We start from the raw sequence: 22,566 nt of genomic DNA, 5'->3' as shown, positions 1-22,566 counted from the left end.
CACAAGATCAAACGCACTCTCATCCGTGTACGCAACCGCGCCAAGCTGATCTGCGACCGCTTTTACGAGGTCTACTACTCGCTCAAGCCTGTCCGATGAGCCTGACGAAACTAAACGCCCCGCTGACATTCTGTCCGGCGGGGCGTTCTTGTTAATCGCGTTCACTCGCATCTACTGGCGGCTTTGGCTCCTGAACATTGATATCCCACCAAGCCTTGAAACTCGCCGTCAGATCACGCGCCCAAAAAAACAGAATGCGCTGATATGACTGTCGATCCGCAGATCTGCCCTGCGTAGTAATACCAAATCGATCACAGAGATACATCGCTCTCCCTAAATGAAAGCGCTGGGTGACGATGATAGCTTCATTGATATGTAAAACTTGTTTCGCGCGCTTACAGCTTTCATACGTACGATAGCCCTCCCCATCAACATCGATCGCTGCTTGCGGCACTCCGAGCTCCATCGCCGCCTTTTTCATCACCTCGACTTCATTGGTGTGGAATTTTCCGTCATCCCCTGTCATGAGCAGCTTCTCGACCTGCTTATCGTTATAGAGCTCTACAGCGGTCACGATGCGGTCATAGAGCGCATCCGACGGTGTCCCATCCTGTTTAACGCTCGCTCCGAGCACGATGGCGTAGGGAGCCTTCATCTGATCTCGATCAATTTCCCCGATCCGACTCACTTGTACAAAGGTAACAACAGAAGCGATAAAAAGTGTCGCTCCCAGGACCAGAGCAAGTAAACCGTATCCAAAGCGTCGAATCCAAGTATTCATGGGTTACATTTCCTCCGGCTTATCGATCATGAGCGGATTTGCTCCAGCACTCTCCCCCGTGATACGCAAAACGTCCTTATCGAGCTTCGAAAACTCTTTACCGGAAAGATTGTACTGGTTCACCGCTGTACCGAGGGCGCGTCCAACGGCGTCATGTTTTTCCTGATACGCAGCCAAATGCTTCCCAAGCTCATCAACACGCTGGCGAATCTCTTTTGCCTGCTCTTCAATCTTCATGGCTCGTAAACCTTGTAACACCGTTTGCAGATACGCCGTAAAACTGGTCGGCGAAACGATAATAACATGATATTTCGTAGCCGCACGCTGGATCAAGCTCTCTGTATCCTCCCCCACTTCACCAATTTTATTGATCAGCAAATCGTAGTAGATGGCTTCATGCGGAATAAACATGAAAGCAAAGTCCATCGTCCCTTCCTCTGGACGGATATATTTGCCCGTTTCCTTGATACGCATCTTCAAATCGTTCACGAAAGCCTTCTCGTATGCAGCACGATCGATCGGATCTTCCGCCGCCGCCAATCGATTATAATTTTCAAGTGAGAATTTGGAATCAACCGGAACAATCTTGTCCTGAATAAAAATCGCCGCGTCGACGATCTCCCCATCTTTAAACGCGTACTGCATCTGGTACTGATCCGGCGCAAAAATGGTTTTCAAAATCGTTTCCAAATAATATTCGCCCAAAATACCGCGCTGTTTTGGATTGGTAAGAATGCGCTGTAAATTTTCAAGCTGACCTGAAAAATTCAGCACTTGTTTGTTTGTTTCCTCGATTTTGACCAAGCGCTCGGCGACATCGCGTACCGTACTCGTCATTTGATAGCTCGATTGTTGCTGATGCTTCATGCTCTCCGTTAAAGAGCCGCGCATATCACGGTCCAGGTTCTCCAAACGTTGCTGAAGAACGATCAAAAGCTGCGGGTCAATCCCGGCTTGTCCCTTCCCCTGCCGTAAAAGGAGCCAGGCCAAAAGCCCAAACCCGACAAGGACAATAACAGCTAAAACTACCAGCGTAGGGTCGATTCCCATAGGGTAAGAGCATAACCCACAGTCCGCCTCTTGCAAACCTCGATCAACTCGGCTATCTTCACGCAAACAAGCTAAAACCTTATGAGTATGAATCTTTCCACGGGTCCATCCAGCTGGGACCGCGATATGCAGGGCATGCCAGGCATGGATGAAGAGGAATCAGAAAACCTCGCGGCTTTAGGTATGCACATTGCAGGCGATGACAAGAAAAAGGACGATGAAGACGAGGACGAAGACGATGAGGATATTAAAGTGAAAGGCGATGCTCTCGATGTAGCCGCCGCTGACGGCGAAGACGCGGATGACGAGAAAAAAGAGGAAGAAGAAGTTGACGCTCTCAAAGAGCTTGAACTCCTCGCCGAAAAGCTGAAAGAAGAAGAGTCTCCGACCATGGTCGACGACATGGAAGAGTAGAGGGAAACCCCAAGGACAACCTTGGGGTTTTTTCTATTCTGCTTACACATGTAGGATGTATATCAATATGGATAAAATAGTCATCAAGAAATCGCTATACGCAGCCGCTGGACCAGCTGGATTGTTTGCAACGGCTGTCGGATTTTTCTCCGATTTCGTAAAGCCATATCTCAACCTAGTCCCCTACTTTTTCATTCTCTGTGCACTCTGCGCCGCTGGCTTATGGATCTTTGTTGTCCGAAAGCAAGCGCGCCATGGAAATCTCGATGAGATCCTACAAACAAGATCTGGCATGGTCTTTGCGATCAGTGTTCTTGCCAGTGTTTTTTGGCTGATCATGTTGCCAATTTTTGCACTCACTCCTGAGCGCGGTTTAGCTGCGTCTGCGGTGCCCAGTATTGGCGATTGGCAAGAGCGTCTCTTTGGAAAACTGGACCGTATCGAATCCAAAATCGATACAGTGCTCAGCAAGATTGAGCAGATCGACAGCGGAAGCGCCGGACTCATTGCCTCGCCCAAAACATCCAACGACCACTATCACAATGCCCGCATCCATGAACTGAACGGAAACTTAGTAGAAGCAAAAAAATCTTACGAAGCTTATTTTAAATCCGGTCTTTCTTACGTTGATCCATTTTTCTCCTACGCATTAATCCTGAAGAATCTGGAGGGCCCATCATCCGCCCGCGTACTCATGGGCGAACTGCGGGATTCATACCCGGATAATCCGGCAGCCTCTCTCGCATATATCATAGCAAAAGAAGATCGTGCTGATCGCATCACATTACTCACGGCTCTTACCAAATCGCGTCCAGAATTTGCTCCGGCCTATTTTTATCTCGCAAAACAATACGCGTTCAGCGAAGCCGGTCTTCAAACGAATGATGATCGACGCAAAGAGCGTGAGGCGCTACAAGCGCTCCAGGAGAGTCAAAAAACAGAAGGCTTCTCAAAGTACTACGTCGATAAAAAAACAGCTGAGGAAGGATTAGAGTGGGTTAAGAGCGAGCTGAAGCTGATGGAAGGAATCCTGGGCGGGATGATCGACGCTCCCCTCAAGATTTCTGTAACGACCAGCAATAAATCTTCCACGATCACTTTTACTCCCACAGAGCTCGTGAAGAAATTTTTCTATCGCATCGACAAGCAGGGCGAGTTCAAGGACACGGGAACTTCCGGAATCATGATGCCTGGCTCAAGCGAGCCATTGCCCAACTACTACGTCATGGTTTCCTTGCCTCTCGGAAAGCATACGATTGAAGCAAAATATATTGACTCCAAGGGCGAGGAAAGCGCTACGATCGAATATCCTTTTGAGATCGTCTCTCTGACGATTCCTACGGCTCCAAATCGCCTCATTGATCCAAATACGGGCAAGGTTCAATACATGGTATTTTGGAATACGTTTGAACAGCGAGAGTACGTCTTCCGCTATAGCTTGAATAATCAATCGCTTGATCAGGTAGCTCCTGAATATTTAAGCGGAGTAATCCTGACGGACCTCGCTCCTGGCAAATACACTCTCTACGCCCAAGGCGAGGCTCAGGGGGAGAAGACCAATATCGCTCAAGTAGAATTCGAGGTTCAATAAATAAAAAAAGCTCCGATGCATCGGAGCTTTTTTTATTTATCTTATTGGCAAACGGCGCACTCCTCTGTCGCAACATCGCGCTTCACGGATTGTACATCGATCGATTCTGCCTGAATCGGAGCAGCAGAACGAACATAGTACAGAGACTTCACGCCCAGCTTCCAAGCGAGCAAGTGCACCTCGTGCAAATACTTGCCAGAAATCGGTGTCGGGAAGAACAGGTTGAGCGACTGCGCCTGGTCGATATACGGTTGGCGATCCGCGGCTTGCTGCACGAGTTCACGCATGTTCATCTCGTAAGGCGTGCGGAAGACTTTCTTCTCTTCTTCATCGAGACAGTCCAAGTTCATGACGCTTCCCTTGTCAGCGATAACCTTCTTCCAAACCTCGATCGTGTTCTTGCCTTTTGTCTCAAGCAAGCGCTCCAAGTACTTGTTCTTGTACAAAAAGCTTCCAGAGAGTGTTTTTTGCAAGAATGCGTTACCAGAGATCGGTTCGATCGACGGCGTCGCTTCATTACAGATAAAACTCGTCGACGCTGTCGGCTGCACGCTCGTAACATACGTATTGCGTCGCACACCTCCATCAAGAGGTAATCCGCGGTCTTTCCCGAGTTTTTCGGACGCGGCATGCGCATGCTTCTGGATATTCTCAAAAATCTCTTTGTTCATCTGGCGCGCAAGCAAGCTTTCAAACGGCACCATCTTGCTCATCAAGTAACCGTGATAACCCATGGCGCCCAAACCGATCGAACGTTCATGTTTCACGGAGTTAATGGATTTCTTGAACTCAACCGGATCCGCAAGATCGATAAACGCTTCAAGGTTATTATCGAGCCCCGTAACACAGTCCTGCGTGATCTGGGCGATCTGATCTTTCCACTCATCGTACTTTTCGATATTGAGGTTGCCCAAGCAGCACACGGCCGTACGTTCTGAGTTGGTCGGCAAAACAATCTCGGTACACAGGTTGCTTTGGCGCACCCAAAGACCCAAATCCTTGTGATGCTGGGGAACAGCTTTGTTAACCGTATCGATAAACAAGAGATACGGCTCCCCTGTCTCTGCGCGCATCATCAAAATTTTGCGCCAAATATCGAGCGCATTCAGTTTTTTGGTTACAACTTTGTAGTGTGGATCAACCAAATCATAATCACGATTCTCCTCAACGGCCTTCATGAATTCATCCGTAATCACGATGCCGTTATTGAGGTTAAGGCATTTACGGTCGATGTCGCCTCCGGTCGGCTTACGAATTTCCAAAAAGTCCTCGATATCCGGGTGATCGATACGCAGATAAGCCGCCGCAGCTCCGCGTCGATGCGAGTTGCGTGAAATGGCGAGCGTCTCCGAGTCCATGATCTTCAAGAACGGAATAACGCCGGAAGACTTGAGACCGGAAGCCTGGAGCTGGGCATTCTGTCCGCGCAGCTGCGACCAGTCCGTTCCAATACCACCGCCGTATTTGGCGAGGAACGCGTTCTCGCGATAGATATCAAAAATCCCTTCCAACGTATCCGGGACCGTGTTGAGGAAGCAGGAAATCGGCAAACCTTTCTTGGTTCCGATATTCATCATCGTCGGCGTTGCCGGTACATACCAAGCCTTCGACATGTAGTCGTACAATCGTTGAGCGAGTCCTGCATCGCCACGCGCAAGACCGGTCGCTACGCGCGAGTAAAACATCTGCAAATTCTCAACGATATTTCCCTCTCCATTGCGCAAGAAATAGCGGTCGCGCAAGTTTTCAAGACCAAAGTAGGTCATGAGATGCTCATGCTCGCGAGTAACGCGGATCCCCTGCTGAATGGTTTTATCCGTCGTGTAATGCGGGCTATCCCAGCTGCCTTTGCCGGCAGTGTCTTTATCAATATCCGCCATCAAAAGATCGCGGGCAGCGGCGAGGTCATTCTGTGAAAGCGCGTCGATGACGCTGGCGTAAGTTGCCATAAGGTTCGAGGGTAGTTTTTAGTTTTCGGTTTTCAGTAATGATACGTGATGATGATGCGTGTTCATGACATCCTCTACCAATCTGCTACGACCGCACCCTTGGCATATTCCGTCGCTCGATTCTCAAAGAAGTTGGTGTGTTCCTTGGCATTGGTCATGACATCGAGCCAAGCGAGCGGATTCGTCACATTGTACACCTTATCGAGTCCAAGATCATTGAGTTTCTTGTCGGCCGTGTAACGAATGTACTGCTTCACATCCTCTGGCTTGAGTCCGGCTACTGCTCCCATGGAGAAGCAGGTGTCGATGAAATGATCTTCCAGTTTCACCATGTCGTCGCATGCTTTGTAGAGCGTACTTTTCAATTCCTGTGTCCAAATATGTTTGTTTTCATTCACGAGCTTGCGGAATGGATCGCAGACTTCCTGGCTATGAAGCGTTTCATCGCGAATGCTCCAGGTGACAATTTGTCCGACGCCTTTCAATTTTCCGAGCCGTGGGAAATTCATCAAAATCGCAAAGCTTGAAAACAAGCTCACGCCTTCCATGAAGGCTCCAAACACGGCCAAATTTACTGCGAGTTCCGATACATCCCGTACATTAAATGTTTGAATGTACTGATATTTGTTACGCATCGCTTCAAACTCGAGGAAAGCGCTGTATTCCTTTTCGGGAAGTCCGAGGGAATCATTCAGATAGGAATAGGCCCATACATGAACGCTCTCCATCGCTGCGAACGCGGACAGCATCATTTTGATTTCCGGTTTTGGAAAGCTCGGAATCAATTTTGAGTTGTAATTATTGTTGACCTCGATATCGCCCTGCGTAAAGAAGCGCAAAATCTGGATGACAAGATTTTTTTCTTCTGGTGTCAGCTTGAAACGGAAATCGGAAATATCCGATTCCATCGGCACTTCAATCGGTAGCCAGTGCGCTTGGTTTTGCTTCTGGAAAAACTCAAAGAATACCGGGTATTCAAACGGTCGATAAAACGGTCGATACGTGAGGATGGGGCTTGCGCCAAAGAGCTGGGAACTCATAAAAGGAGATCCAGATTAGCCCTGTTGGTCAATGCGCGAGAGGAAGGACTGATTGTTCATCATTCCCGGCATGGCGTTATACATCGGTTGTACTTGCGCCGTCTGTCCTGGTTCCTGATACAAGCCAACAGACTGACGCTCTTCCGGTGTCAAAAACTTAAGGGCGAGCCAGCGAAAAATATAATCGACCACCGATTTGGCATTCGGGATATTCGGGTTCTGCGTCGGGCCCGATGGCTCATAACGGGCATGCGAGAACTTGTTTACCAAAACCTTCAGCGGAACTCCGTACTGGAGGCCGAGCGAGATCGCGGTTGCAAAAGAGTCGACGAGGCCGCCATTCTGCGCGCCGTCTTTTGATAAGGTGATAAAAATTTCTCCCGGCTGTCCATCTTCATACAAGCCAACCGTAATATAGCCTTCGCAAGGACCGATTTGGAATTTATGCGTAATCGCTTTGCGCTCATCCGGTAGACGGCGGCGGCGCGGCACAAAGGCCTCGCCAGTGGCGGTAGTGATCGGTGTGGTCATAAAAGAAAGAGAATGAAAACCACCGATCCGGAACAGGCGGGAAGGCCGGATTGGTCACGAGTGAATTTGTCGATGGGCTACCCGCTTGGCCCCCACACCGTCCGATCATGATAACGATCGGCCGTTCGCGTGTGTTGGGAGGCTGAGAGATGGCCCGACCACTACATCTTGTGGTCCAAATAGGATTATACCACAAGATCTAGTAGCCGGCTCACCTCGGAATTTCCTAAGAAACTGATCGTTCTGTGGATATCTTTAGAGTCCAAAGGAGAGATTGATGGCCTGTCTTGCACTTGGTTCTGGCGGCTCTATCTCCGTTGGGACTTGCTGTACTTGCCCCTGACGATTATTGAAGCGCACATGACCATTTTGCAGGGCATATTCGTACACATCCTTGGTGACGCGTACATCCTGCAAGCAATATTCCTTAAGCTTCTCGATCTCCCCTTTTTTCCAGTACTCGACGGCCATGAGTCCATGTCCGCTTTTACCGACGCCCAGCGTGGCTTGGGCCACATCATCGAGTTTGATGCGAAATCCGAGTTTTTTCTCGATCTCCACCAAAAGATCGACCGTAGGCAGACGCATCATGTCCCCCGAGTAATACGTTTGCAAGCAGGGATAATCAAAGCCGATCAGATTGTATCCGATGATGCGGTCGGCTCGCTCAAGTCGCGGCCAAAGCTTGGGTAAATCCTCCTCAAGAAAGGCCTCATACGTGTCGGTTTCGTAGAAATAACAACCAACAAGCGAAACTTGCAGTAAAGAAGGGTTGTAGGCGCCAACGTCTTGAAACGTATTGCGTGTTTCGATATCGAGGACAACTTCGTGGCGCATAGAAAACGTCGATGAGAATACCACAGGAAAGTCAAAGCGGAAACTGGGTCAAACCCTTGAAAAAAAACATCTTGCGTGTTAATCCACAGCACGGAGGTATCAATGTTGGTTCTGCTTCGTTCCGACCACGAACGACCATTCAATGCTCGCCAGGCGTTCCTTGCGCTTCTGCGCAATGCGCGGGTGAAGACGGACAACATCCTCGAGATCCCGTTTCACCAGGCTCCCCAGGCTAACGCCATCCTGATCCGTCTGCGCAAATTGGAACCGGTTCAGGGTATGACGATTGTCATGGGGACTGGTAAGCACGAGACGCTGGATCAAACCCTCGACGTGCTGCGCGAAATTCGCAAGCGCATCCCCTACCTCGCTATCATCGACACGTTCATACTCGCGCGTTCGGCTGAGTGGAGAGGATACCAGGGCGTGCGTCCGGGAGTGGAATGCTTCGAGGTTCCGGAGCATCAAGTACTCGTTATCGAGCAGCGCGAGCGTTACTCCGAGCTCACGCAGCGCATGATGGTCGCGTACGTTCTCCCCAAGAAGATCGTACCTTCTACGGACAAGTCTGCGGACTCGGTCACGACGCAGCAGTTCATGCTTGGCGAGCGCCCGACCGGAAGCATGACTCGCATCACCGATGAAGATCTCGCGCAAGCGGGCATCAAAGTGGACGAGGGCGAGGAGCGTATCACTGAGCTCCCTCCGCCAATCCTTCCTAAGACAAAGTAGCTATGAGTTCATCTGAAATCATGAACCCCCGACACCAGGCTGGTGTCGGGGGTTCTACGTTTCAGTCGAGTGCGATCATGGTGATGCCGGAAGGACCGTAGTTGGCATACTCGCGGCCATGGGGGAGCGCGTAGCGCTCGATCCACGTCGGCTGGGGAGTTTGCGGCCTCGAGGGAGGGGCCTCTCCCCCGCTCGTGCTGGTCACCTCGTTGACCTCACGCGGCTGCAACCAGAAGAACTGGATGGGAAGCGGCGCTGGCTCAAGCCGGAGCGTGATCCCTGCAAAATCCACCAGCCTGAGACGGCTCCGATGGCAGCAGGTTTCCGGCACGCAAGCCGCATAGGGATAGTAGCGCTGCGACATCGTCAGCAGGCCGATCATGAGATCGTCGCGCCGTGCTGAGTGCTCGGTGTGTGCGGATCGAGTCGGGCGCACATGCGGCGGCCGTTCCGCCAGCATGTCGCTCGCGATCTGCGGCACCACGTTCACGCTGGTGAAGCAAGTGAGCGCACCGAGCGCAAAAGCGCTACCGAGCCGGAAACGAGCCATGAGAGCCCGCAGATCACGATCCTGGATGGCCAGGTCGCGCTCCATACGTGTCCCATGAAGCTCGTCATGCGCTTGCTGCAGCTCGAGCGCCAGTCGCTCCGCCTCTGCGCGGTAGCGATCCCGTTCGACCTCCGGATTGTCCCGGTAGGGGTTGTAGCGGGGTTTTGGCCGCTCTGTTCGGAAGAAGGAACGTCTGAGGTAGTTGAAGCAGAGACGGATGCTCTGATACCTGATGAGGCAAAACAGGGTTGCGGCGATCGCAACCAAGAGAAATTCCGGCATTCTCGCCTCCTATAGCTCCTCTATGGGCTATCCGCCTATTTCGCCGTTTTTTCGCTAATTCGTCAAGTTTCGAGCCTTATGATTGACAAAAGATTTAAAAAAGCGAACGGAGTATATGCATGGATACAACGATCGTCCCATTTGAACGAATAGAAGGTAGAATTTTCTTGATAAGAGGCAAAAAGGTCATGCTTGATAGAGATTTGGCGGAGCTATATGGGGTTGAGACCAAAGTCTTGAACCAGGCAGTCAAACGCAATCTTGAACGCTTTCCGGAAGACTTTATGTTTAACTTGAGCGAAGTTGAGCTAAAAAATTGGAAGTCACAATTTGTGACTTCCAATCGGGAGCGGATGGGACTACGTAAATTACCTCTCGTCTTCACGGAACAAGGCGTCGCCATGCTCTCGAGCGTATTAAAGAGTGAGCGTGCCGTCATGGTAAACATCCAAATCATCCGAACCTTCACCAAACTCCGAGAAATGATCTCCGAAAACGACCATCTTCGCCGCAAGCTCGAGGTGCTGGAAAAGCAGTATGATGAGCAATTCAAAATGGTGTTTGATGCCCTTCGTCGGTTACTGGAAACCGATGACTCCCCCAAGCCGGAAATAGGGTTCAGGGAGGATTGACAGAACCTCATTTTTCCTGTAAGAAACAGGGTCGCTAAAAAGCGGCCCGCTATGCGGTCAAAAGGAGTCGGACCTTGAAACACCAAGTTTGGAAGGTCGCTTACTGGAATAAGTACTTCCCCGGCAAAGGTGCCGCCATTCTGAAAATCCTCCGGCCTTTCAAAGGCAAGTGTCTGGAGCTTCAAAAGGCGATGCCAGACCTCGAGTCACGAGCCAAGAGCGCCATCTTCTGGTGCGAGATCAAAGAAGTTGTTGTTCTGCGTCATCATGAGCGGAATCGGTACGACGACTATGAGAAGCGTGGGTACACATCTCCGCACTATCTCCCACGAGCTCTTAGACTCAAGAAGGAGTCGGGTGTGGAGGCTACAGACGCTGAGTACGAGGAGCACGGGAAGAAGTGCGACGCCGTCTTGGACGCTGTGTATGACTGGGCAGAAGTCTTCATCGACGAAGGCTACGCGGCCAAGCTCAACAAGGTGCTCCGTAGCACGGTAAAGGGCCATCTGTTCGACTGCGCAGTCAACTGCGCACAGGAAGCGATGGACAAAGTCTTCAACGGAACAATCCACGAAGATTTCGAAGAAAGAATTCGGGTAGAGTTGGAACTGCAGTTCCAACGTTCGCTCCATCAATCAATCCGGCGGGCTGCGATGAATGTTCTGAAGGCGAGGAAGGAAAAACCGCTACGAACACCCCAGAAGCCTTCGTCGGTCGGCATACTCGAAGTTGACCGAACGTCCAGCCTCGTCTATACGCTGATTTACCCGATCGCCATGCTCGAAGAGGGCCTTCCGGAAGAGTCGGCAAAGTGCCAGCCCCTCCTCGATCTCTGGCTGGGTGGCAACTTCCCCGAGTTCATCGACCAAGAGAAGGGTATCCTCTACATCCTCGTCGCCGACTAGTTCGGCGCTACAGAAAAGCCCCACCGGATCACTCCGGTGGGGCTTCTTCGTTCCTTATTAGGCGTTCTTGGCCTGATCAGCGCGCTTGCGCTCAAATTCTTTCAAGAATGTTTTACGGATGCGCAGACTGACTGGCGTGACTTCGAGAAGCTCATCTTCACCGAGATACTCGAGACCTTCTTCCAAAGACATCGAGCGCGGTGTGGTCAAACCTTCGGCAACACCATCTCCCTTGGAGCGCATGTTGGAAAGTTTCTTTTCCTTACAAATGTTCACCATCAAGTCTTCCGCCTTGGCATTCTGTCCGACAACCATACCTTCGTAGACTTTGACGCCAGGACCGATAAACATCTGTCCGCGTTCCTGGGCAGCCATGAGGCCGTAGCTGTTGGACTCGCCCGTTTCAAATGAGATAAGCGAGCCATGCGGTGTTCCGTCGATTGAACCGACGAATGGGCGGTAACCGAGGAACAAGGTGTTCAAAATACCCTGACCGCGCGTGTCCATCATGAATTCTGTGCGGTAGCCGATCAAACCACGAGTCGGAATCTCAAACTGGAGATACGCCGTACCGTTCTCGACGCGCATGTCCTTCATGTCGCCCTTGCGGCGTCCCATCTTTTCAATAACCGATCCGCTCACGCCTTCCGGACACTCGAGCGTCACTTCTTCAAACGGTTCCGTCTTCTGGCCATTCTCTTCCTTGAAAATAACCTGCGGACGGGAAACCTGAAGCTCAAATCCTTCACGGCGCATGCGCTCGATCAAAATCGACAAATGCAATTCACCGCGACCGCTGACAACGAACGAGCCATCGCCAGATCCTGGATCAACGCGCAAAGCAACGTCATTCTGCAATTCACGATCCAAACGCTCCTTAATGTTACGCGAGGTGGTGAACTGGCCTTCCTGACCGGCAAACGGCGAGGTGTTAACAGCGAATGTCATCTTAACCGTCGGTTCCTCGATCTTGATAACCGGCAAAGCTTCTGGCTGGTTCACGTCAGCGATCGTTTCACCAATGTTCAAGTTTTCAATACCGGCAAAAGCAACGATGTCACCGGCAACAGCTTCCGGAACCTCGATCTTTCCAAGACCGATAAACGAGTACACGGTCGTAATCTTAGCAGGAGCCTTTACGCCATCACGGTTGATCCAGATCACGTTGCCTGGGCGGAAAATGCCGCGCACAACACGTCCAAGACCTGTCTTACCCTTATAGTTGTCGTAAGACACGTTCGCGACAGAAACCTGAAGCGGACCGGTCTGGTCATTCTTCGGAACCGGGATTTCTTTAATAATTGTCTCAAACAAAGGCTTGATATCCGTCATCTCCTCGAGATTCGGCGTCAAACCAGCCTTACCCTGTTTAGCCGAGGCATAAACGATCGGGAAATCCGTCTGGGCATCCGTTGCACCAAGCGTGACGAACAAATCAAAGACCTGATCAACAACCCAGTCTGGGCGTGCATCCGGTTTATCGATCTTATTGATAACGACAATGATGCGGTGTCCGGCCTGAATCGCCTTTTTAAGAACAAAGCGCGTCTGAGGCATCGGACCTTCCTTGGCATCGACGAGCAAAAGCGCTCCATCGACCAAGCTCATAACACGTTCAACTTCTCCGCCAAAGTCAGCGTGACCTGGAGTGTCGACAATGTTGATTTTGCTGCCGCCATACGCGACAGCCACGTTTTTAGCCAAAATCGTGATACCGCGCTCACGTTCAAGCGGGTTCATGTCGAGAATGGTGTCACCTTCAAGGCCTTTACCCTGGAAGGTTTCGCTCTGTTTCAAAAGCGCATCGGCCAAGGTGGTTTTGCCGTGGTCGACGTGGGCGATAATCGCGATATTGCGGATAGCGGACATAAGTGGGCGAAGTTTAGCCCCATTTTGACCTTCTGTCAACCTCACTAATCTTAAATATAAGTTCGACCCTCATGTTTGACATGAGGGTCGTTGTTGTCAGTTGTAGGGTCTGAAACCAGCGTAGCGTACATACCACGTAGTATCACCGGCGAGGTATGCGCACAGGCGCGAACCCTCCGGTATGTAATACCGGCCTCCGTGGATCTCATGGTTGTAGCGAGTGTTTACAGAAGTAGCGCTCTGGTCATCCAGTGCGATTACTGTAAACGGAGGGGCGTCCGTCACGCTCGGCCCGAATGGGCAATCAGGAAGTGAAGAGACACGAAACTCCAGATGCGGAACGCCGTCCCTGGCAAAGCCCAAATCCGTCAGGACCAACGGACCGGCTACGACCTCGAACGACTCGGACGAGCCGGTTCCATCATGTATGACGGTAGCAGTTACTAGCTGCGCAGGATCGGTATCAGCGGTCATGACTCGCAGAACGCCTCCCGTCGAGCAGTTCGTTGCACAGGACTCCTGGGCGGCTGCGTCGCTCGTCGCGTCATCCGCTGCGTCGCTCAGCATGTGCCCGGCGTCGACCATGGCGTCACCCATCATCTCCATTCCACCGGGTGCGCACATGGCAAGTGCGGTCGCCATGAAAACACCTGAAAAAACCAGACTCAACTTCTTGAGATATTCTCGCATGCGCTCCTCCTATGAATGAGCAATGAGAGAGTACGATATTATTTTTTTCTGTCAACCGACGGTCTTTGCCTAAAAATAAGAAAACCCCCGACACCAGTTTTATGTGTCGGGGGTTACAGCGATCGGGGTTGGCACGTGATCGTCAGGAGCGAGTCTACGTGAAGGGATCGCGAGCGAGGCTGCACATGCGCATGTCTACCTCTGGTTCGGGTCTCTGGTTCACGGCTTGGGGAGCGTGCGCTACTCGGCAAACTTCTAGCCTTTGGCACACCCTGACCGGAACAGCTCCGGCTTGGCGAGCTCTTTGATATCACAGACCGGCTACCCTGTCAATCCGGGTCAGCCTCCATGAGAAAGGCGCAGGATCGGAGCCGATAGCGCTCCAAATCGATCTCGAGGCCATTACGGTAGAGCCTCACATCCGGACACAAGTGCCGGACGGTATCGACCGTAAAGTAGTGGCTGCGGCGCGCTTCATACGGCATATGGCCGACGCAGCGTCTCCCCTGCCACATGCACTCGAACGATGTGAGTGTGAAGCGGCCGTCGGATGGATCGTAGAAGGTTACGTCGATGACCGGATCGCGCAGCGGCCCGATCATGAGCGCGTACACATCCTCCTCCGTCTCAAGCGACTCTTCCTCGACCAGCGGCTCTGATGAAGCGCGTGACGCACTCGTCGACGGCACCTCATTCCACTCGACACGCAAACCATCGGCATGCCCGCAGCCCAAGAAAAGGACGTACAAGAGTGAATGAACGATTGCACGCGCCATGGCATCCTCCGCGCACATCACGACGTATCTACTCGATCTCGTCAATAGTTCCATCAATACATTCTCAAAAGCCAGGACTTGTCGGTGAAAGTGCAAAGAAGGGAAAAGAAAAAGTAAACACAAAACCCTCCGCTATGGAGGGTTTTGTGTTTGACGTGAGGGCGGCTTATTTAGCCGTCTTACACATGGCACAGCTGTCCTTCATGAGCATCGCGAGAGCGGATACACCGACAAGGATGTAAACGATCCATTCAACCTGCGGCCAGCGGCCAAGCAAGAGACCAACGACGTTCCAGTTCTTTCCGAGAAAGCCGCCTACGCCGACCAAGCCCCAGTTAACAGCACCGATCCACATAAGCCAGAACGCGGCCATGTGTACTGTACAGCCCTTAGAAGCACTCATCATAGAAACGATGAAAGGAAATAATTATTCGTATTTTAATGATAGCACGACGCTTGTGGATAACTCGTTTAGCGATCATTATCGCGACGCCTGAAAAAATGCTTTTGCTTCATTCCAAAACTCGGCATTCCCCTTCTTATCCCGCATCCACAGCCACCACTCCGCTCCCCAAAAATCGACGGCCGGCATATCAAGCCGTTTGGCATACAGAAAGTTTTTGCGCATCTGATCAATCGAGAGCGTTCGATACTGGTCTTCCAAGCTCGTGTTCTCCAGCGGAAAATCCGACCACGGTTCCATCTGGAATTCACTGACAAAAATCGGTCCGACAAAAAAGTGGGCTAGCCAAGCTTTACGCACATAAGCCCATGGCGGAATAAACCAATATCGGATCACTCCAAGCCACGGATTCGTTACGGTGCGATACAGGCTTACCCCAAGACCATCGACCTCACCCGCCCAATCGATCCAAAGCGAAAGCTCGCCAGAATCCGTTGTGTAGACGGGTCGAGGATTTGAGCGCTTGGCCTCCTCGCCTTTTACATAACGCAACTCTTCAACCACAAGCTCCTTCGTGAGTCCCGGACACTCAACATAGAACGTGAACATCGCTTCATTCTCAACTTGCCAAGCTTTAACAGCGGGATGATCCTTAAACATCGCATATGTTTTCTGGAGATAAGCGAGCTGCACGGAGCGTCTCGTTGCAAGATCGACCTGTGTCACCCATTCCGGAACCCAGCACTCCGGCCAACGCGGAAGACGTGAACCTACGGCAAGTATCACGCTTCCATTGCGGCTCGCAATTGCGTCGAGTTGCTCGCGTAAAATCGTAAAATCGTATTTCCCCTGTTCGCGTTCGATGTCGGTCCAATAAGCCGGAATACGGAAACGTCTCACGCCTACATCATCCAAAACCTGACGCAAACCATCATTCGGATTAAGCCCCAGACCATAGGCGTAGGGCGAGCTCCAGGTGATGCCATATTCCTTTTGATATTCCTTTGGCCAACCGATCAGGAAAAAACCTAAAATAATAGCGATGATGGCGCTTGAGACAAAAAGCAATCCCTTTGCCCATTTCTTGACGGCATTCAAATCAAAACCCAGGGGAGATTTTTTAGATGCCATAGGTTACGAGATAAAGGCCAATCGCGACCAGAACGATCGCGCTGCCTTTTGTGAGGTAGATCGATGTGCTATGCCGCTCATGCAGCAAATCTGCGATCTTCTTACCGCCAAACCATGCGACCAAAACCAGTGCCGCATACTGGACAGCCTGCAGGGCATTTACGATAGCCGCGCTCCCCTGCGAGATCGCAAATTGAACAAGAAGAAAGCCAAAGGCTCCGCAAGCTTGTCCAAAGAACATGAGCCCAAGCGCAAAGCTCTCCTCTACGGCCGCGCCTCGACTCTTCACAAAAATCAATTTTGATAACTCTCCGCGTACGCCAGGCGCAAACAAAGCGATACCGAGCGCCACCAATCCGGCAGACACGCGCGACCAAACAAAAACATCAAGAAACGGTGTTGTCTGGAATCCGTATTTTCCAAAAGCGCTTGAAGCGGCAAAAAGAAACGCTGAAAGCACGCAAATGCCAACCGTTGCCAACGATAACCGATCCTTCCCGCGTCCGCTCGCAAGAATGCCCGTTGCAACAACCAGCAAGCCAAAACCGATGTAGCCATTTGTCGAAAGTCTCTCCCCCAAAAACAGGCTTGTATCAATAAGTGTAAAGATCGGAATAAGCGATCCGATGATTGGAACGACGCGTGTTGCCTCGGCACGGCGCAATCCTTCAAAAAATGTCCAAACAGCAAGCACAAACAATCCGCCAAAACACGCAATAGCCGGCCAAGCTTGCAGCGATGGAAGATTCGTCCACGGTGCCGCCAAAAAAACCAAACAAGAAAGCCCTCCGATCAAAGCGGCATACGTACCGCTGCGTTTAAACGCTGTTGAAAGCAGCGCCTTGTCGACAAGAAACGCGCAAGCGTTCAAAAGATGTCCAACGATGGCGATGGGGAGCCAGACATTCATACCTCGATCGTATCACCGACATGCGGTGCAATCGCTTCGATATTCAGATGCTGCTTAAAACGCGTTGCAAGCGCTACGGCGGCCCCTTCCTCGCCATGCGTGCAATAAATCTGCTTTGGCAAAGCTTCTGCTTCCTCCACCCATTTCACGAGTTTGGATTGGTCGGCGTGGGCACTATAAGCGCCGATACTCGTAACGGTCGCTTTCACATTTACCGTTTCCTGCAAGACGCGCACAACCTTCTTGCCATCATGCAGCTCGCGTCCAAGCGTCCCATCCGCCTGATAGCCGACGATGAGCACGGTCGCATTTTTATCGGCCAAATAGCGCACCAAGTGATGCTGGATGCGTCCGCCATTCATCATGCCTGATCCGGCGATAATCACTTTTGGACGCGGCGCTTCATTGATAAGTTTGGATTCATCGCGTGTCTTGGTGAGCTGCAAACCGGGAAAATCAAACAAGTCGTCTCCAGAAGCAGCTAATTCGCGCGCTTCATTATTATAGTACTGGGGATATTCCTTCATGACCTCTGTCGCCTTGATCGCCATCGGACTATCCAGATAGATATCGACCTGCGGCACAATTCCCTTCTCGATCAAGTGATTCATCTCAAACAAAATCTGCTGCGTCCGATCAATCGCAAATGCCGGAATCACAAGCACGCCTTTTGTTTTGATAACGCGATCAAGAATCTCGCGTAGCTTGGACTCGCGCGTACTCTCATCTTCATGAATACGATTTCCGTACGTCGACTCAATAATGAGCGCATCAACCGCCGAGAGCTGCGCGGTAGGTCGGAGAATTCGGGAGCCTCTATTTCCCAAATCACCAGAAAAGGCTGCGCTCGGTCCATTGACCTGACGCACTTCCCAAAATGCCGATCCAAAAATATGTCCGGCATCGCGAGGTCAGCAAACCAAATCGCCAACGGTCACCTCCCGGCTATAATCGACAATCTCAAACTGCTCTACGGCCATTGCAACATCTTCGCGAGAATAGAGAATCGGAGTCCCCTCGCGCTTATGATCCTCCTCCATGATGTGCTGAGCATCTTCTAGAACAAGCGTCGCCAGTTTCATAGTAGGCGCCGTTGCATAAATTTTTCCTTTGAAGCCCGCTTTAATCAACTTGGGAATTCTTCCGCAATGATCAAGGTGCGCATGCGTCAAAAGAACGGCTTGAACGGTTTTTACGTCAAATGGAAAATCAACAAGATTTTTAACATCGCATGTATTGCAGCCCTGATGCATCCCGCAATCAACCAGGATGTTTGTTGTCTTGGTTTCGATCAGGTACAGCGAGCCGGTGACTTCGCGCGCGGCACCAAGAAAACTAATGCGCATAATGATCGGATTATAGCACCAAAACGCGCCTTACGGCGCGTTGGTCAAGGCTCGTTCCAGCCCTGCACAGAATTCATCAAAACCGTATTTTGCATCCGCGCACTGCCTGTCAAAAACGAGTCTCAGCATGGATCGATCAAAGGATGGTTCAGTGAAAATAAAAACCAAGAGCGATGTTTGAACGATGAGCAGAATGGCACCAGTGACGATTGCCAAACGGAAAGAGAAATCCGGTGCTTCTAATCGGTCTCGCCACTTGTGATGAAACATCCATAAGCGCTTTTCAACGATCGCATTGGCCACCAGCGCTCCAAGAGAAGCATAGATGCCTAGAAAAACGCCGACGTCGATGAAAAGCCAAACGATAAAGCGCCCAGCATGGCGACAGGGAAAACCAAAATCGTCGTAAACGCCCAGAAGTCCGGCGAGTCGTGCTGATACAAAGGGACGTTTTTATTTTTGGCCTTTTTGACCATGTTTCAGATTATACCATATGTCATTGCGAGCAGCAGCGAAGCAATCCTGAACCCTCGATCAGGTTTGCTTCGTCGTCGAACTCCTCGCAATGACAGTTAGGCTTCGACTTTCACCGTATCCGGTCCGAGAATCATCTCTAGCTCTTTGGCGATCAGTTCATCAAATGTAATTTTATACGATGAGAGAATCTTTTGTTGTCCGCCGGCATTGTCGACAGCAAAGTAAACACGGAAACGTCCCGGATGCGCGTCGAGAACCGCTCGAAGTTTGTAGAGGATCGTTTCGGGGAGATGGGCGCGCAGGTGAATGGTCACGGCATCAGCGGATTTTTTAGCAGGTGCTTCCGTCTGAACAGACTCTTCAACCTGCTGGTGTACAGCTCCGCTCCCCATAAACTGCTGACGCACCTGCTCGATATTATCCTGCGTAATCTCATATCCGGACTCAACCAAAAACTTCGGCTCCCCGTCCTTCAGCTGTACGCGTCCAGAAAGGACCACGGCTTTATCCGATTCCCAGAGCTCCGGCTTTTCTTTGTACACGCGCGGAAAAATAACCGCTTCAATTTCACCACCCATATCCTGAAGCTTGGTAAACACCATCGGCTCGCCATTTTTGGTTAGGATTTTTTTCGCCTGCGTGATAAAGCCCGCTGTTCTGACGCTCTTTTCCTTTGTTTTGAGCGGCAGGTCTTTGATCTCGGTAACCAGGCCCGCGAGCTGATGCGAGAAATCTTTAAAGGGATGCGCGGAAATATACAGTCCGAGCAATTCTTTTTCCCAAATCAGAATGTCGCGTGTCGCTGCAGGCGGTGCAGGTTTTAACGTCAAAGCTGGCTGCGAAAGATTCACGCTCGACAAAGCAAACAAATTAAACTGTCCGGAGTTTGCTTCCTGTGTCACGCGCTTCTGATATTCAAGAATCGCCTCGATATTAAAGTAAAGCTGATTGCGATCTCCAAAGCGATCCAGCGCGCCAGATTTGATCAATGATTCAAGCGAACGTCGATTAATATGCTTTCCCGTTACGCGTGTAACAAAGTCCTCCAGATTCTTATAAGGTCCCTTCGCTTTTCTCTCCTGATAAATCGTTTCAACCACATCTTCTCCGATGCCTTTGATAGCCAATAGTCCAAAGCGAATCTTGTTTGTCCCCTTCACGACAGCAAATCCGCGGAATGATTCATTAATATCTGGCGGTGTGACTTCCAGTCCGATATCACGGCACTCCTCAACTTCAATCGTGATGCGGTCAAGGTTGGAAATATCTGAGTTCATCAGTGCTGCCATGAAGGCATCCGGAAAATGCGCTTTCAAATACGCCGTCTGATACGCGATCAATGCGTAACAAGCGGCATGCGACTTGTTGAAGCCGTACGCAGCAAATTCTTCAAACTGCGTAAAAATAGCCTCGGCTTTTTCTTGGGGAACGCCATTTGCCAATGATCCATCAATAAACTTGGTGCGCATTTCTGCCATGAGCTTGGCGATTTTTTTACCCATGGCTTTACGCAACGTGTCAGCTTGGCCGCCTGTAAAGCCGGCCATGTCTTTTGCGACTTGCATCACTTGCTCCTGATAAATCGGAAGACCGTACGTTGTTTTGAGCGCATTCTCCGTCAGCGGATGGATATAGGTAATTTTCTCGCGCCCATGCTTACGGTCAATAAACGACTCGATAAACTGCATCGGACCAGGTCGATACAGCGCCACCATAGCGATAATGTCTTCGATAACCGTCGGCCTAAGCTCGCGGATATACTTCTTCATTCCATCCGATTCAAGCTGGAATACACCGGTCGTAATACCCTTACCCAACAATTCAAACGTCTTTGCGTCATCCAGCGGCAATGTCTCCATGTCGACCTCAGCTCCGTGAACGGCTTTAGCGATTTCCAAGCAGTCGCGAATAACGCTCAAGTTGGACAATCCCAAGAAGTCCATCTTGAGCAAGCCCATTACTTCTACAAAAGCAGTGAATATTGGACAACTTGTTCCACATCGCCGCCTTGGGCTTTTTGCAGCGGCGCAAACTCAACCAGCGCTTTTGGTGAAATCACGATTCCACATGCATGCTGCGACGCGTGGCGCGTTGTCCCTTCCAATCGAATCGCCAAATCAACCAAGCGTTTGACACGCGGGTCGCTGTAATACATCGCCTTGAGCTCCGGCGATTCTTCTTTCGATTTTTCAAGCGGAATATGTCTCCCCTGCACCGGCGGCGGAATCACTTTTGAAATACGATCAACATCCGCGTAACTCATGCCCAAAGCACGGCCCACATCGCGTACCGCAGCACGCGCCGCCATCGTTCCAAATGTAATAATTCCCGCAACACGATTGTGCCCGTACTTATCCATGACGTACTGGATCACGTCCTTACGTTTCACATCATCAAAGTCCGTATCGATATCCGGCATCGAGATACGGTCAGGATTGAGAAAACGCTCAAAAAGCAAACCGTAGCGCAGCGGATCAAGGTTGGTGATTTTGAGCGAGTAAGCCACGATCGATCCGGCCGCCGATCCGCGACCCGGTCCCACGATCACGCCATGATCCTTGGCCCAATTAATATAATCGGACACGATTAAAAAGTAAGCGGCAAATCCCATGCGCTCAATCGTCGCCAATTCAAAATCAAGCCGTTCTTTTGCCTCTTTCTGCTTCTCAGGTTCAGAGTATCGATCAAGAAGTCCGCGCTCACATAGCGTTCGCAAATACCCCATCTCCGTCTCCCCTTCCGGCAAATCAAAGCGCGGAAGATGATTTGTTCCCAATTCAAACTTCACCTCGCAGCGATCAGCGATGATGCGCGTATTCTCAATCGCCTCAGGATGATCCTTAAAGGCCTCAACCATCGGTTCGATAGCTGTCAGAGAAAGATCGATACCCGTCATCGACGCACGCGCCTGATCATCCACGGTTTTTCCATCATGAATACAAACCAGCACGTCCTGAGCTTCACGATCCTCTTCGTGTAAATAATGAACATTCTTGGCCGCAACAATTTTTGTATCCGTTTTCTTGGCTAGCTCAAACATCAATTCATTAACATCGTTCTGTGTCGGCGATTCCGGATGCCATACAGCTTCCAGAAAAAAATGATCTGGTCCAAAAATATCTTTATACTCGGCTACGAGCTTCTCTGCCCGCTCCATATCATGCGCTTGTAGCGCCTGCGGAATATCGCCCTTCAGCCCGCCTGATAGCGCAATCAATCCAGCTCGATGTTCTCGAAGCAAATCTTTATCTAAACGTGGCTTATAATAAAAACCGTCTAGAAAAGAAATAGAAACAAGTTTAAGAAGATTCTGATAACCCTCATTATTTTCAACCAGCAAAACTAAGCGTGAAGTCCTGTTGTCGATACCTGCACGTTTATCGGTGTGCTTGTTCGTCGCAAGATACGCATCGATTCCGATAATCGGTTTGATGCCCGCTTTGTGCGCCGCTTCATAAAATTCGATGGCGCCATATAAAGCGGCATGATCGGTCAAAGCGATCGCGTCATAACCAAGTTCTTTTGCTCTCTCGACAATATCATCCGGACTTCCGATCGCGTCATACAGCGAGTACATCGAATGTACGTGCAGATGCACGAACGGCGATTTGGCGATTGTCGGAGCTTGATCGGACATAATGGAGATCGACACTGTCGGCTTAAAGCCTGC

At 50.7% G+C, this 22,566-nt stretch carries 22 protein-coding genes and 1 pseudogene; 5 read left to right on the top strand and 18 right to left on the bottom strand.

Annotation, left to right across the window (positions count from 1 at the left end):
* Positions 1–151: 151 nt before the first annotated feature.
* Positions 152–781 carry a YdcF family protein gene (locus IPH19_00895; GenBank protein ID QQR61007.1) on the bottom strand — a complete coding sequence of 210 codons (630 nt, stop codon included), beginning with the start codon at positions 779–781 and terminating at the stop codon, positions 152–154.
* A 3-nt stretch (positions 782–784) separates the two neighbouring features.
* Positions 785–1,831, bottom strand: a complete 1,047-nt coding sequence (locus IPH19_00890) for a DNA recombination protein RmuC (GenBank protein ID QQR61006.1) — start codon at positions 1,829–1,831, stop codon at positions 785–787.
* Between the two features lie 87 nt (positions 1,832–1,918).
* Here IPH19_00890 and IPH19_00885 point away from each other — a divergent pair, with 87 nt between their 5' ends.
* Together IPH19_00885 and IPH19_00880 are read left to right on the top strand one after the other, a co-directional pair.
* Entirely contained in the window at positions 1,919–2,245 is a 327-nt protein-coding gene (locus IPH19_00885; protein ID QQR61005.1) for a hypothetical protein, read from the top strand.
* Positions 2,246–2,312: 67 nt separating this feature from the next.
* Entirely contained in the window at positions 2,313–3,836 is a 1,524-nt protein-coding gene (locus IPH19_00880) for a hypothetical protein (protein ID QQR61004.1), read from the top strand.
* Positions 3,837–3,877: 41 nt separating this feature from the next.
* On the opposite strand, the gene IPH19_00875 is transcribed toward IPH19_00880, so the two are convergent.
* The 4 genes and pseudogenes from IPH19_00875 to IPH19_00860 form a co-directional block, all read right to left on the bottom strand.
* Positions 3,878–5,785, bottom strand: a complete 1,908-nt coding sequence (locus IPH19_00875) for a ribonucleoside-diphosphate reductase subunit alpha (GenBank protein QQR61003.1) — start codon at positions 5,783–5,785, stop codon at positions 3,878–3,880.
* A 74-nt stretch (positions 5,786–5,859) separates the two neighbouring features.
* The gene (locus IPH19_00870; protein ID QQR61002.1) at positions 5,860–6,825 is read right to left on the bottom strand and encodes a ribonucleotide-diphosphate reductase subunit beta; all 966 of its coding nucleotides are present in this window, start codon (positions 6,823–6,825) and stop codon (positions 5,860–5,862) included.
* Positions 6,826–6,963: 138 nt separating this feature from the next.
* A pseudogene (locus IPH19_00865) lies at positions 6,964–7,326 on the bottom strand (vitamin B12-dependent ribonucleotide reductase).
* 285 nt (positions 7,327–7,611) lie between these two features.
* Positions 7,612–8,193 (bottom strand): ribonuclease H-like domain-containing protein, encoded by a 582-nt coding sequence (locus IPH19_00860; GenBank protein ID QQR61001.1) that lies wholly within the window; start codon positions 8,191–8,193, stop codon positions 7,612–7,614.
* Between the two features lie 102 nt (positions 8,194–8,295).
* On the opposite strand from IPH19_00860, the gene IPH19_00855 reads away from it, so the two are divergent.
* Positions 8,296–8,925: a hypothetical protein gene (locus IPH19_00855; GenBank protein QQR61000.1), complete on the top strand. Its 630-nt coding sequence runs from the start codon at positions 8,296–8,298 to the stop codon at positions 8,923–8,925.
* A 61-nt stretch (positions 8,926–8,986) separates the two neighbouring features.
* Here IPH19_00855 and IPH19_00850 read toward each other — a convergent pair whose 3' ends face one another.
* Positions 8,987–9,757 carry a hypothetical protein gene (locus IPH19_00850; GenBank protein ID QQR60999.1) on the bottom strand — a complete coding sequence of 257 codons (771 nt, stop codon included), beginning with the start codon at positions 9,755–9,757 and terminating at the stop codon, positions 8,987–8,989.
* 119 nt (positions 9,758–9,876) lie between these two features.
* On the opposite strand from IPH19_00850, the gene IPH19_00845 reads away from it, so the two are divergent.
* The gene (locus IPH19_00845) at positions 9,877–10,389 is read left to right on the top strand and encodes an ORF6N domain-containing protein (GenBank protein QQR60998.1); all 513 of its coding nucleotides are present in this window, start codon (positions 9,877–9,879) and stop codon (positions 10,387–10,389) included.
* Between the two features lie 74 nt (positions 10,390–10,463).
* Positions 10,464–11,294, top strand: coding sequence for a hypothetical protein (locus tag IPH19_00840; GenBank protein QQR60997.1), 831 nt, complete (start codon positions 10,464–10,466; stop codon positions 11,292–11,294).
* 57 nt (positions 11,295–11,351) lie between these two features.
* Here the strand turns inward: IPH19_00840 and typA are convergent, their stop codons facing one another.
* From typA to dnaE (IPH19_00785), 11 genes are all read right to left on the bottom strand, one after another.
* Positions 11,352–13,163: a translational GTPase TypA gene (typA, locus tag IPH19_00835; protein ID QQR60996.1), complete on the bottom strand. Its 1,812-nt coding sequence runs from the start codon at positions 13,161–13,163 to the stop codon at positions 11,352–11,354.
* Between the two features lie 96 nt (positions 13,164–13,259).
* On the bottom strand, positions 13,260–13,805 hold the full coding sequence (locus tag IPH19_00830) for a hypothetical protein (GenBank protein ID QQR60995.1): 546 nt from the start codon (positions 13,803–13,805) through the stop codon (positions 13,260–13,262).
* A 377-nt stretch (positions 13,806–14,182) separates the two neighbouring features.
* Positions 14,183–14,629, bottom strand: a complete 447-nt coding sequence (locus IPH19_00825) for a hypothetical protein (GenBank protein QQR60994.1) — start codon at positions 14,627–14,629, stop codon at positions 14,183–14,185.
* 166 nt (positions 14,630–14,795) lie between these two features.
* A complete protein-coding gene (locus IPH19_00820; GenBank protein QQR61350.1) occupies positions 14,796–15,002 on the bottom strand; it encodes a DUF378 domain-containing protein in 207 nt (68 codons plus the stop codon).
* Between the two features lie 108 nt (positions 15,003–15,110).
* On the bottom strand, positions 15,111–16,163 hold the full coding sequence (locus IPH19_00815; GenBank protein ID QQR60993.1) for a beta-galactosidase: 1,053 nt from the start codon (positions 16,161–16,163) through the stop codon (positions 15,111–15,113).
* Positions 16,153–17,073: an EamA family transporter gene (locus IPH19_00810; GenBank protein ID QQR60992.1), complete on the bottom strand. Its 921-nt coding sequence runs from the start codon at positions 17,071–17,073 to the stop codon at positions 16,153–16,155. Before IPH19_00810 ends, IPH19_00815 begins: the two co-directional genes overlap by 11 nt.
* Entirely contained in the window at positions 17,070–17,942 is an 873-nt protein-coding gene (locus IPH19_00805) for a hypothetical protein (GenBank protein QQR60991.1), read from the bottom strand. The genes IPH19_00810 and IPH19_00805 overlap by 4 nt, the downstream gene beginning before the upstream one ends.
* A gap of 42 nt (positions 17,943–17,984) precedes the next feature.
* Entirely contained in the window at positions 17,985–18,419 is a 435-nt protein-coding gene (locus tag IPH19_00800; GenBank protein ID QQR60990.1) for an MBL fold metallo-hydrolase, read from the bottom strand.
* Between the two features lie 30 nt (positions 18,420–18,449).
* On the bottom strand, positions 18,450–18,722 hold the full coding sequence (locus tag IPH19_00795) for a hypothetical protein (GenBank protein ID QQR60989.1): 273 nt from the start codon (positions 18,720–18,722) through the stop codon (positions 18,450–18,452).
* 269 nt (positions 18,723–18,991) lie between these two features.
* Positions 18,992–20,854, bottom strand: coding sequence for a DNA polymerase III subunit alpha (gene dnaE / locus IPH19_00790; GenBank protein ID QQR60988.1), 1,863 nt, complete (start codon positions 20,852–20,854; stop codon positions 18,992–18,994).
* 5 nt (positions 20,855–20,859) lie between these two features.
* Positions 20,860–22,533, bottom strand: a complete 1,674-nt coding sequence (dnaE, locus tag IPH19_00785) for a DNA polymerase III subunit alpha (GenBank protein QQR60987.1) — start codon at positions 22,531–22,533, stop codon at positions 20,860–20,862.
* Positions 22,534–22,566: the final 33 nt, after the last annotated feature.

The sequence above is a fragment of the Candidatus Uhrbacteria bacterium genome (assembly GCA_016699205.1).
Lineage (GTDB): Bacteria > Patescibacteriota > Patescibacteriia > 2-12-FULL-60-25 > 2-12-FULL-60-25 > CAIXDN01.
This window is presented reverse-complemented; position numbering and strand designations above follow the sequence as displayed.

Excerpts from the sequence above, each read along its gene's own strand:
- IPH19_00895 (QQR61007.1), bottom strand. The coding sequence starts at position 781 with ATGAATACTTGGATTCGACGCTTTGGATACGGTTTACTTGCTCTGGTC.
- IPH19_00890 (QQR61006.1), bottom strand. The coding sequence starts at position 1,831 with ATGGGAATCGACCCTACGCTGGTAGTTTTAGCTGTTATTGTCCTTGTC.
- IPH19_00885 (QQR61005.1), top strand. The coding sequence starts at position 1,919 with ATGAATCTTTCCACGGGTCCATCCAGCTGGGACCGCGATATGCAGGGC.
- IPH19_00880 (QQR61004.1), top strand. The coding sequence starts at position 2,313 with ATGGATAAAATAGTCATCAAGAAATCGCTATACGCAGCCGCTGGACCA.
- IPH19_00875 (QQR61003.1), bottom strand. The coding sequence starts at position 5,785 with ATGGCAACTTACGCCAGCGTCATCGACGCGCTTTCACAGAATGACCTC.
- IPH19_00870 (QQR61002.1), bottom strand. The coding sequence starts at position 6,825 with ATGAGTTCCCAGCTCTTTGGCGCAAGCCCCATCCTCACGTATCGACCG.
- IPH19_00860 (QQR61001.1), bottom strand. The coding sequence starts at position 8,193 with ATGCGCCACGAAGTTGTCCTCGATATCGAAACACGCAATACGTTTCAA.
- IPH19_00855 (QQR61000.1), top strand. The coding sequence starts at position 8,296 with ATGTTGGTTCTGCTTCGTTCCGACCACGAACGACCATTCAATGCTCGC.
- IPH19_00850 (QQR60999.1), bottom strand. The coding sequence starts at position 9,757 with ATGCCGGAATTTCTCTTGGTTGCGATCGCCGCAACCCTGTTTTGCCTC.
- IPH19_00845 (QQR60998.1), top strand. The coding sequence starts at position 9,877 with ATGGATACAACGATCGTCCCATTTGAACGAATAGAAGGTAGAATTTTC.
- typA (QQR60996.1), bottom strand. The coding sequence starts at position 13,163 with ATGTCCGCTATCCGCAATATCGCGATTATCGCCCACGTCGACCACGGC.
- IPH19_00830 (QQR60995.1), bottom strand. The coding sequence starts at position 13,805 with ATGGCGACCGCACTTGCCATGTGCGCACCCGGTGGAATGGAGATGATG.
- IPH19_00825 (QQR60994.1), bottom strand. The coding sequence starts at position 14,629 with ATGGCGCGTGCAATCGTTCATTCACTCTTGTACGTCCTTTTCTTGGGC.
- IPH19_00820 (QQR61350.1), bottom strand. The coding sequence starts at position 15,002 with ATGGCCGCGTTCTGGCTTATGTGGATCGGTGCTGTTAACTGGGGCTTG.
- IPH19_00815 (QQR60993.1), bottom strand. The coding sequence starts at position 16,163 with ATGGCATCTAAAAAATCTCCCCTGGGTTTTGATTTGAATGCCGTCAAG.
- IPH19_00810 (QQR60992.1), bottom strand. The coding sequence starts at position 17,073 with ATGAATGTCTGGCTCCCCATCGCCATCGTTGGACATCTTTTGAACGCT.
- IPH19_00800 (QQR60990.1), bottom strand. The coding sequence starts at position 18,419 with ATGCGCATTAGTTTTCTTGGTGCCGCGCGCGAAGTCACCGGCTCGCTG.
- dnaE (QQR60988.1), bottom strand. The coding sequence starts at position 20,854 with ATGGGCTTGCTCAAGATGGACTTCTTGGGATTGTCCAACTTGAGCGTT.
- dnaE (QQR60987.1), bottom strand. The coding sequence starts at position 22,533 with ATGTCCGATCAAGCTCCGACAATCGCCAAATCGCCGTTCGTGCATCTG.